Annotated in this window: 10 protein-coding genes; 6 read left to right on the forward strand and 4 right to left on the reverse strand. The window is 36.7% G+C overall.

The annotated features are described in order from the left end of the window. Positions 1-8: 8 nt before the first annotated feature. Positions 9-674 carry an HAD family hydrolase gene (locus H9N25_RS07110; protein WP_190328417.1) on the reverse strand — a complete coding sequence of 222 codons (666 nt, stop codon included), beginning with the start codon at positions 672-674 and terminating at the stop codon, positions 9-11. A gap of 223 nt (positions 675-897) precedes the next feature. Between H9N25_RS07110 and H9N25_RS07115 the strand changes: the two genes are divergently transcribed. Continuing rightward, the gene (locus H9N25_RS07115; RefSeq protein WP_190328418.1) at positions 898-1,506 is read left to right on the forward strand and encodes a Crp/Fnr family transcriptional regulator; all 609 of its coding nucleotides are present in this window, start codon (positions 898-900) and stop codon (positions 1,504-1,506) included. On the opposite strand, the gene H9N25_RS07120 is transcribed toward H9N25_RS07115, so the two are convergent. Further along, the gene (locus H9N25_RS07120; protein ID WP_167294031.1) at positions 1,503-2,135 is read right to left on the reverse strand and encodes a phosphatase PAP2 family protein; all 633 of its coding nucleotides are present in this window, start codon (positions 2,133-2,135) and stop codon (positions 1,503-1,505) included. The genes H9N25_RS07115 and H9N25_RS07120 overlap by 4 nt on opposite strands. Before the next feature lie 77 nt (positions 2,136-2,212). Between H9N25_RS07120 and H9N25_RS07125 the strand changes: the two genes are divergently transcribed. The 3 genes from H9N25_RS07125 to H9N25_RS07135 all read left to right on the forward strand — a co-directional run bounded on the left by H9N25_RS07125 (position 2,213) and on the right by H9N25_RS07135 (position 4,699). Further along, a complete protein-coding gene (locus H9N25_RS07125; RefSeq protein WP_190328419.1) occupies positions 2,213-3,316 on the forward strand; it encodes a tetratricopeptide repeat protein in 1,104 nt (367 codons plus the stop codon). Between the two features lie 15 nt (positions 3,317-3,331). Next, positions 3,332-3,862: a metalloprotease family protein gene (locus H9N25_RS07130; protein ID WP_208398883.1), complete on the forward strand. Its 531-nt coding sequence runs from the start codon at positions 3,332-3,334 to the stop codon at positions 3,860-3,862. A 321-nt stretch (positions 3,863-4,183) separates the two neighbouring features. Beyond that, positions 4,184-4,699 (forward strand): very short patch repair endonuclease, encoded by a 516-nt coding sequence (locus tag H9N25_RS07135; protein WP_223833647.1) that lies wholly within the window; start codon positions 4,184-4,186, stop codon positions 4,697-4,699. Between the two features lie 5 nt (positions 4,700-4,704). Here the strand turns inward: H9N25_RS07135 and H9N25_RS07140 are convergent, their stop codons facing one another. After that, entirely contained in the window at positions 4,705-5,055 is a 351-nt protein-coding gene (locus H9N25_RS07140; protein ID WP_167294033.1) for a hypothetical protein, read from the reverse strand. A gap of 198 nt (positions 5,056-5,253) precedes the next feature. On the opposite strand from H9N25_RS07140, the gene H9N25_RS07145 reads away from it, so the two are divergent. Beyond that, a complete protein-coding gene (locus H9N25_RS07145) occupies positions 5,254-6,471 on the forward strand; it encodes a sterol desaturase family protein (protein WP_190328420.1) in 1,218 nt (405 codons plus the stop codon). Beyond that, positions 6,461-7,153, forward strand: coding sequence for a lysoplasmalogenase (locus tag H9N25_RS07150; protein ID WP_190328421.1), 693 nt, complete (start codon positions 6,461-6,463; stop codon positions 7,151-7,153). The genes H9N25_RS07145 and H9N25_RS07150 overlap by 11 nt, the downstream gene beginning before the upstream one ends. Positions 7,154-7,318: 165 nt before the next feature. Here H9N25_RS07150 and pbpC read toward each other — a convergent pair whose 3' ends face one another. After that, positions 7,319-9,691 carry a penicillin-binding protein 1C gene (gene pbpC / locus H9N25_RS07155; RefSeq protein ID WP_190328422.1) on the reverse strand — a complete coding sequence of 791 codons (2,373 nt, stop codon included), beginning with the start codon at positions 9,689-9,691 and terminating at the stop codon, positions 7,319-7,321. Positions 9,692-9,748: the final 57 nt, after the last annotated feature.

Genomic DNA, 9,748 nt, shown 5'->3' on the forward strand with positions numbered 1-9,748 from the left:
TATTTACTTTAGAAAAATTCTTGTAAAACGGGATCTGTATAATCTTCTATAAAAGAAATGATGTTGTTGTAAGCTGCAAATTCTTCCTTAGTGTGCATAGTGGTGAGTACAACACATTTCATTCCGGCATTTTGAGCTGCTTCAACACCTTTTGGTGCATCTTCAAAAACTATACATTCACTGGCTGCAACGCCTAAAATTTCAGCTCCCTTACTAAAGGTTTCCGGATCTGGTTTACTATTTACCACATCTTCGGCGCTAACTATGGCTTTAAAAAAAGAACGGATATTTAAATTATCAAGTACAAAATTGATATTGAAGGGAATAGCTGCCGATCCAATAGCCATTTGAATGCCTGATTGTTTTGCCTTTTCCAAAAAATTGCCTAAGCCAGCTATTAATGTTAAATGTTTTTTATAAGCTGCTTGATATCTGTGTTCTTTTTCGATAGAAATTTGATCAATCTGTTCTTGAGAGAAATGACCAACACCAAAAACACGTTCTAACAGATCTTGGTTTTTTCCATACATCTGTTTTTTTACTGCATCGAAGCTAATGCTTGCTCCTAAATCTTTTGTAAGTATGTTATGCCAAGCCTGATTGTGAAAAGCCATATCATCAATCATGGTGCCATTAAGATCAAAAAGAAAGGCTTTGGGTTTATTGTTCGTCATGGCGGCAAAATTATCAGATTTTTTTTATGATTTAGTTAAAATATTGTGATCAAAACGAAAATTTAATGAATAACTTATTCCTTAAAGTGGTGCCAAAAACGGATGATGTGAAAAATAAATTTTATAAAACTGTAATTTTTGGGCTGGTACACTCGTTTTTATATTTAGAAATCCGATATTCAGGTAATAACTTATATAGTTTTAAAATAGGGGGATAAATATTATGACCGCTGTACATTATGACATTGATCCTCTTCTCAAATATTTAAATGAGCTACAGCCATTAAGAAAAGAAATAATTGAGCGGGTAAAGACCGAAACATTCAAAATTTCTGTGCGTAAGAATGAGCTTTTGTCTAACCTTAGCGATATTAGCGGCGATTGTTTGTTCTTTATTGTTAAAGGGGTAGTGCGGGCTTTTGTGCTGGATGAAGGAAAAGATATTACCGCCTGGTTAGCGGATGAAAATCACCTGATCGGGAGTATTCGAAATCCAGGGACGCTTATCCCGACTTATCAGGAGCAATATCAGGCGCTGGAAGACTCAGAACTACTTATACTCTCGTATCGTTTTATTGACGATATGTACACACAATTTCCTGAAACCAATATTTTAGCCAGAAAATTATTGGCTATAAATTACCATATGTCGCAAGAGCGATCTATCTTATCGCGAATCCCTTCAGCCGAAATGAGGTATAAACAGTTTAAAATCGGATATCCTAGTATAAAGTCTAGGGTTCCGCTAAAATTTTTGGCGAGCTATCTGGGGATGCGAATCGAAACTTTAAGCAGAATCAGAAAGAAAGAAAAACTAGGAGAAAAGAATTAGTTCGTTTTCTTTTTAAAGTAAAAATAGCAAAGGGGGAAAAGGCAGATTAAGCCTAACAAAAAACCACCAACTGTATCGGTAAACCAATGTGCACCCAGGTAAATTCTGGAAGGGGCAATGGTAATTATCAAAAACATCGATAAATAAGTTACTAGATTTCTGGTTAGCTTTGGCACATCTTTCAAAGTAGTCATCAAAATAATTAAGAACCCAAAAAAGAGTGTGTAAGAAAGAACATGCCCACTTGGATAACTTTGAAATCGGTTTACTTCCACCAGTCGTACGTAAAATGCAGTAGGGCGCGGACGGTTAATCACATTTTTTATGCCTAGAATAATTAATCCAGATAGTAAAACTGAAGAAATGAATAGTCCCTCGCGTTTATATTTTTGCTGATAAAATATGATTGCCACTACCACTACCGAAAGTAAAGAATAGGGGAGTTCGCCAAAAAAACTGATAGCCAACATTAACTTATCTAACCAATCTGCATGGTATCGTTGAATAAATAACGAGGTTTTAATGTCAAAATCAAGTATGGGATGCTGCGCAATAAAAAAACTTAGATAAGCAAAAGCAGCAACTAGTACAAAGAGTATAAAAATTAGCGTATTTCGTTTTAAAAGCATGTGTGTAGGTTGATGGAAGCCTAAAACTATGGATTTTATGCCAATAGAAATAAAAAAATCCAAGCTTTTTAAATTAGATGCGCTTAATAGCCGAAATTGTTAAAAAATATTATCTTTATGACTTTAACGAATCTCACATGGAGGAAAATCATTCCACAGCAGGTGCGCCACAAAGCCATTTTAACGAAAGCCTGTGCGCAAACTGTCAGGTAAACGTATACGAGCCTGGTTATACCATTAATTTATGTTCTGATTGCCGAAAAAGTTTAATTAAGTATCCCATACCCAAATGGATTAAATTTTTTGCACTTGGCATCTTAGCGGTTATGGTGATCAGTTTGGTGCGTACACAGCAATATATCTCTGCTGCAGTCCATTTAGGCAAAGCTGAGAATGCAATAGATCAAAAACATTTTGTAACAGCACAACGTGAGTTGAGTTTAGTGTTGAACAAGTTCCCGAAAGATTTCAATGCCAATGCTTATATGATGGTTGCAAGTGCCTATAATTTTGATTTTGAAGCATACCAGATCGCTTTTGACAAGGTAGCAGATATAAAAACAGAGGATCAAACTTTATTGAGCACGGTAAATGCAGCCTCTGAATATATTGCCCAATCGTTCCCTAAGGATACGTTGATGTATAAACGCATTGTTGCCGTTGCAAAGGATAAAGAAAAATTATTGGCACTTGTAGATAGTACCGACGAAATTGTATTAAAAACGCATATCGCTAATTTTTTATTCGAAACAAAAGATTATGATCGGGTTGATGGGATTGTAAACAAGGTCTTGGCGGTTAATCCTAATTTTTATCAAGCTTTGAGTTTGAAAACTGCTGTTAAAAGAAATACAGCCAAATATGATGAAGCTTTGGCCCTTTGCGATCGATTATTGGCATTTAATGCTGAAGATATTTATGTTTTATCGCAAAAGGCAAGGATTGAACTTAAACGAAAACATGATAGAGAGGCTGCCGTTTTTGCTTCAAAAGCCCTGACCCTCGATCCTGAGAATGATAGTGCTATTGAAGCTACGGCAATGGTAGACTATTTTGCCGGCAGGAAAAAGGAAAGTTTAGCGAGTTTGGCAAAAATAAAGGCCCACGAAACCCACTCGGGCGATAGTACTATATCGAAGCGTTTATCACCCATTATTTTGGGTTCAGAAATTTATAGGTAATTAGAAGATAAGATTATGTTTGTTCCAGGTATATTAATCAGTATCGTTACTTTTCCAGGTGTAATTGTGCACGAGCTTGCTCACCAGCTTTTTTGCAGGTTATTTAAGGTTCCAGTATTTGAAGTTTGCTATTTTAGACCCGAAAATCCAGTAGGTTATGTTTTACACGAGCCCGCAACAAAGGTTTATCAAACGGTATTTATTTCTGTGGGGCCTTTTATTATTAACACACTCCTGTGTTTTATTATTGGTTTTTCGGCTTCGCTGCAATTTAAATTCGATTCGGCCAATGTTTTAGATTATTTGCTGATGTATCTGGCCATTTCGATCGGTGCGCATGCATTTCCAAGTACAGGTGATGCAAACAGTTTATGGAATGCGGTTGTAAAATCGAAAACTACTTCCTGGTTATCTAAAATTGTGGTAACCCCTATAGTCGGTTTTATATACGCCGGTGCTTTGGGATCTTTCTTTTGGCTTGATATTATCTATGGAGGTGCCGTAGCTTTAGGCTTACCTTATCTAATCATTAAATTTTTAGTGTAAGAAAAACTACAAGACTAAAAATATTCATCAAGGAAATAAAACTATTCATCAAGGAAATACGCCTATCCGTATAATTCGTTATGATATATTAAAATGATTTTCAATCTTCGAGCTAGATAATAAGGATATCTATGCTTACGAGGTTGGCAGGATTAATTTCCTGCCAGCTGAAGGAGCACCCCATTCTACAATTTACTCATAAATTATACTTTTTGTATTAACGCTCCGGCCGAAGCTTACCTCCTTTAAATTAGGAGGTGCTTAGGTTGATAGGTATTGTGTGCCTCAGCCATCTTGTTTTTAAACAATTTACAGCCATAGATGGTTTTCTTAAGTATGGGGCCTAAGCCATATAAAGAAGAGGATATTAAAGTTCCCCGCTTTGAAGAAAGTGCTGGTTTTTACACCACTACGCAACGAAGTAAGAGCATGTCTAAAATTAGGGCAAAAAATAGCCTGCCTGAGTTGAAACTTCGTAAGGCGCTTTGGGCTAAACAAGTTAGGTTCAGAATCCATCCTAAAAATTTCCCTGGTAAACCAGATTTGGTTATCAATAAATACAGGCTCGCCATATTTGTAGATGGCGATTTTTGGCATGGATACAAATGGGATGAAAAGAAATCGACCTTAAAAACAAATGCTGGTTTTTGGATCCCAAAGATTGAACGAAATATACAACGCGACAAATATATTAACCAACAGTTAAGCGCTAATGGTTATACCGTAATGCGGTTTTGGGAACATGAGGTGAAAGAATGTTTAACTGCCTGCGTTAATCAGATTTTGCTTTATATAGAGGCAGCTAAAACGGCAATAATACCACAATCTGATGATTAAGATGTTTATTTTACAATAATCTGCTTCGGATCGGTAACTAAAATCTGTTTTTTACCTTTAAAATCTGATACGATGCCAGTAACACAAATTTTATTTCCCATAAACATACTTGAAGGTTCTGAAGGGAATTTATGCTCATCTTCTTTATTTATGACTACTGTAAGCAGTTCTTTTGGATAAGCACCACCTAAATTAATTAGCGTTAATTTATCTAAAGCCTTTGCACTATATACTGAATCGCAAATGGTTACATTTTTACCGATGTATTGTGCGGCATCTTTAGCTAATACCAGTGTTTGGCTCTTTGCATAAAATGCCATGGCCATTGGCAAAAGAAAGAGAAATAATTTTTTCATAGATGGGATGATTTTAAATGAAAATTTAACAACGCCAAAACCATTAGTTTAGCCTTTGCAAAGGTAAGCTGAATTTGATAGAATTAATAACTAAAAGCCTAACAAGCGCAAATATTACATGGAGTAGATTTTATGTTGAGCCGGAAATTTGCTAAATTGTAAGATAAATATTGCTAGCCAAATATTTTTTCTGTTTATATGAAAGTAGACTACATTGCATTATCTGTACCGATATTTTTTATTCTGATCGGAATAGAATTGGCCTATAATTTTTATAAAAAACTAAATTATTATCGGTTTAATGATAGTATTGCCAATTTAAGTCAGGGTATAGGGCAGCAACTCACCGGTATTTTTATGAAAACCGCATTGTTTTTTGGTTATAAATATATTTTTGAGCATTGGCGTTTATTTGAATTACCCAAGACAATATGGGTTTGGATCCTGTTATTTATTGGTGTCGATTTTTTCTATTATTGGTTTCACCGGATGAGCCATGAAATAAATGCTTTATGGGCTGCACACATTGTACATCACCAATCAGAAGAATACAACTTAACCGTAGCCCTACGGCAGAGCTGGTTTCAGGGCTGGTTTAGCTGGATATTTTACCTGCCATTGGCTTTCGTTGGTTTTGACTCTATCATGTTTTTAACATTGAGCGCTTTCAATACTTTGTATCAGTTTTGGATTCATACCAGGGCCATTAAAAGCATGGGCTTTTTGGAGTATGTTTTAAATACACCTTCACATCATCGGGTACACCACGGCTCTAATCCAAAATATATTGATAAAAACCATGCCGGTACACTAATTATCTGGGATCGCTTTTTTGGAACTTTTCAGAAGGAAGAAGAAGCGGTTTATTATGGTATCACCAAACCTTTAGCCAGTTGGAATCCCGTTTGGGCAAATCTTCATTATTGGAATGATTTGGTTAAAACAGCAAAGCAATCACCTAAATTTAGTGACAAGATTAAAGTTTTTCTTAAACCTCCGGGCTGGTTTCCATCGCACCTGGGTGGATACCAACCTGCACCTGAAATAAATATAGAAACCTATAAAAAATATAATCCAGGATATCAATCAAAGTTAACAGGTTATGTTTTATTCCAGTTTTTGATCGCTTTAGCTGCAGGCGCTACAATATTGTTTTCTTACCATGAAATGGAAATCATTCCTTTAGTTTCTGGAGCTGTTTTTACACTATTCACCTTAATTAGCTGTGGCGCGCTGTTAGAAGGAAAGGCATGGCAAATTAGGTTCGAATATTTTAGGCTGCTATTAGGTGTTCTGCTGATTTTGTTTTTGAAATTTCCGGTCGGATATCAAGTAATTTTTGTGGCTATCCAGTTAATATCCGTAATTTGGTTTTTTAATTTGCAAAAGGCAAATCCTGATTCTAATGAAGACTAAACTATTTTCATTTATATTTTTCCTCGTATTTGTAATTCAGCTATATGCAGAATATGCCAATAATATTGAGCTACGTAATTTCTCTAAACCACTAATTGTGGTGGTACTTTTGGTGTGGCTTTATCTCAGTACAAATTTGAAGGGGCGTTTTCACAAGAGAATTTTTGTCGGATTAATTTTTGCATGGATTGGCGATATTTTGCTGATGTTTCAAAGCGATAAATCAAGTTTTTTTATATACGGATTAATTGCCTTTGTAGCCTGCCATATTTTTTACATCAGGGCGTTTACACTCGATCATAGATCGAATCCTAACCACAAAACGCCTTACTTTTTGTGGGCAGTAGGCGTTTTTGCCATTTTTTGCTCTGGTCTGTTTTTCTACCTGCAGCCAAAACTAGGCGCAATGCAGTTCCCAGTTTTAATGTATGCTATTATTATCACAGTTATGGCTATTATGGCCGTTAACCGATATGGGAAAGTGAACATTTTCAGTTTTAAACTCATTTTATACGGTGCCTTGTTTTTCTTATTGTCAGATAGTGTGTTGGCTGTGAATAAATTTGCTCAGCCCATTCCGCAGAGCGGAGCTTTAATTATGGCAACCTATATGATTGCACAGTATCTAATTGTTTATGGAACAATTTCGCGGCAGCTAGTAGTTAAAAGAACTGAAGTATAATAAATTTACGTAAGCCATTTAAAGCGGTACCATCCTGCTCCGAAACTTCGGGATCAGGATCTTTCTTGCCATAAAAGATGCTGAAACAAGTTCAGCAAGACGTTGATATCCTTTGAGGTATACAATTTGTCGAGTATCATGTAAATCTGAGGTTTACATTTGCAGTTACTTCTTTTCTTTATCCAAAACTGTAAAAGTTTGCACCAGCCTTTCTCCGTTTTCATCAACGAGGGTTAAAGTATGTTTACCAGGGGGCGGACTAATAGCCAATTGATGGAAGTTAGTGGTAGTGCTTACATATTCATTATCAATATGCCAATATATTTTAGCACTTGGATTTCTATGTGCTGCATTAATCACAATTTTACCCCTTGTTCCATCTAGCTCTAAGGGAATGTAAACTATTGCATTGTTTTTCGGATAAATTACCTCCATTGCACTATTTCCACCAGAGAGATCACAGCTAGCCTTAAAAGGAGGGAGGGATTTATAATCACTATTTTTTATTTTGTAATAATATTCCATTGCTGGTGGTAAAATAAACCAACTTTTGTGTTGCATATGTGTTATACTTTCGCATTGGTCGGTAACCCTAAAAGTGCCTGTTCTATCTAAATGAACCAATTTGTGAAAAGGACAAACAGCAGTCTTTTCTCCTGAAACTGGTACAAGTTCTTGTGCTACTTCATTACAGTATTCTCCTGCTTTGTAACCACTTTTTTTACATATATTAAGCTTTTTGAGTTTAGTTGTGGGCGTTTCGAACCATTTTCCATTGGGTAATAACCTGAAAATATCAAAGAGTACTGGTGCAGCTGCTTCTATTCCAACAAGACCTGGTCTGCCTTCGCCATCGGCATTTCCCACCCAAACGCATACTACATAATTTGGGTTTAGACCTATAGCCCAGGCATCGCGGAAACCAAAACTTGTACCTGTTTTCCATGCTATCCTTTGCGATGAGGAAAATTGTTCCCACAAACCTTCATCACCCGGGCGCATCACTTCTTCCATGGCATTAAAGGTTGCCCATATTGCACCATGATCTAAAAATGAATTACGCTGATAGTCTTTTTCTTCTTTGGTTTTATTATTAAAGTAGCTTGCCTGTTTATAATCTTCAGGATTATAAAGGCCTTTATAGGTGTTATAATGGTTTAGTGTACGTACCATGCCCATGTAGGTGTTGGCCAGATCCCACATCGTAACTTCACTACCACCCAAAATTAGCGATAAACCATAATGATCTGCTGGCTGATTCAGTGTTCCTATCCCAAGTTTTTTTAATTTATCGTAAAAACGTTCGTATTTATATTGCTGCAACATTTTTACTGCAGGGATATTTAAGGAGCGGCTCAGCGCTTTATCAGCAGCAATGGCACCGTCATAACCCAGATCATAATTTTGTGGCGAATAGCCCGCTATTTGAGTCGGAATATCTGGAACCAGGGTGTGCGGCAATATAAAGCCATCATTTAGCATACTGGCATAAAGCAAAGGCTTTAGGGTACTGCCAGGACTTCGTGGTGCTTTAATCATATCCACATGGCTTTGCAGTTCGGTGTTTTCTGGCTGATAGATATTTCCTACATAACTTACTACATGACCTGTTCTGGTATCGAGCACCAAGGCAGAAATATTGTTGATGTCGTTTGCCCGATAGCGGTTATTGTACCGTTTTAATGTGGCATTAACTTTTAGTTGTATATTTTCATCCAATGTAGACGTAATTTTTGTAGATGAGATTTTAAGACTCGCACGTTCTACTTTAAAACGGTTCAATAGATGTGACGCATTTTGAGGTAAGGGCATAGGCTTGCCTGGAACGGGTTCTAACTTAGCTAAATTTGCAGTAGCCTGATCGATATATTTTAGTTTAGCCAGCTTATCTAATAAATCATTTCTTTTTTTAATTAATCTCGTCGAGTTTTTACCAGGATGAACCAACGACGGACTGTTAGGAAGAACGGCCAAAGTGGCCATCTCGCCCCATGAAAGTGTTTTAGCATCCCGACCATAATATCGCCAACTTGCTGCCTCCAAGCCCACCACGTTACTCCCAAAAGGAGCGTTGGCAGCGTATAGGCCAATAATTTCTTCTTTTGAATATTTTATTTCTAAGCGTAAGGCTAAAATCGCTTCCAATAATTTTTGCCAAATCGTTCGGTCTTGTTTTCGTGATAAACGGATAACCTGCATGGTTAATGTACTGCCGCCACTTACTACACTTTTTGCCTTCCAGTTTTGCCGCATGGCTCTGCTCATGGCCAATATATCTATGCCAAGGTGGCTATAAAAGCGTTTATCTTCAAAAGCAATAATACAATCCTTAAATTTTATCGGAACGCTATCAGCTACTGGGAAACGCCACTGTCCATCGCTGGCAATTGCGGCACTTAATAAATTACCATTGCTGGCCTCGATAACATAGGAGGTGGGCGTTTTGAAAAGTTTTGATGGTAATGAAAAAAGGAAAGCCAAAAGCAGTGCAAAGCAGGTGAAATCGGAAATAAGGAAAGCTTTTGGGATTTTATTCATTTAATTTTTTAAGAATAAGAAACCTTGCAGGTTTTTAAAACCTGCAAGGTTTACAAC

Origin of the sequence: Pedobacter riviphilus, from assembly GCF_014692875.1 — a bacterium.
Taxonomy (GTDB): Bacteria; Bacteroidota; Bacteroidia; order Sphingobacteriales; family Sphingobacteriaceae; genus Pedobacter; species Pedobacter riviphilus.

Excerpts from the sequence above, each read along its gene's own strand:
- H9N25_RS07110 (WP_190328417.1), bottom strand. The coding sequence starts at position 674 with ATGACGAACAATAAACCCAAAGCCTTTCTTTTTGATCTTAATGGCACC.
- H9N25_RS07115 (WP_190328418.1), top strand. The coding sequence starts at position 898 with ATGACCGCTGTACATTATGACATTGATCCTCTTCTCAAATATTTAAAT.
- H9N25_RS07120 (WP_167294031.1), bottom strand. The coding sequence starts at position 2,135 with ATGCTTTTAAAACGAAATACGCTAATTTTTATACTCTTTGTACTAGTT.
- H9N25_RS07125 (WP_190328419.1), top strand. The coding sequence starts at position 2,213 with ATGCGCTTAATAGCCGAAATTGTTAAAAAATATTATCTTTATGACTTT.
- H9N25_RS07130 (WP_208398883.1), top strand. The coding sequence starts at position 3,332 with ATGTTTGTTCCAGGTATATTAATCAGTATCGTTACTTTTCCAGGTGTA.
- H9N25_RS07135 (WP_223833647.1), top strand. The coding sequence starts at position 4,184 with ATGGTTTTCTTAAGTATGGGGCCTAAGCCATATAAAGAAGAGGATATT.
- H9N25_RS07140 (WP_167294033.1), bottom strand. The coding sequence starts at position 5,055 with ATGAAAAAATTATTTCTCTTTCTTTTGCCAATGGCCATGGCATTTTAT.
- H9N25_RS07145 (WP_190328420.1), top strand. The coding sequence starts at position 5,254 with ATGAAAGTAGACTACATTGCATTATCTGTACCGATATTTTTTATTCTG.
- H9N25_RS07150 (WP_190328421.1), top strand. The coding sequence starts at position 6,461 with ATGAAGACTAAACTATTTTCATTTATATTTTTCCTCGTATTTGTAATT.
- pbpC (WP_190328422.1), bottom strand. The coding sequence starts at position 9,691 with ATGAATAAAATCCCAAAAGCTTTCCTTATTTCCGATTTCACCTGCTTT.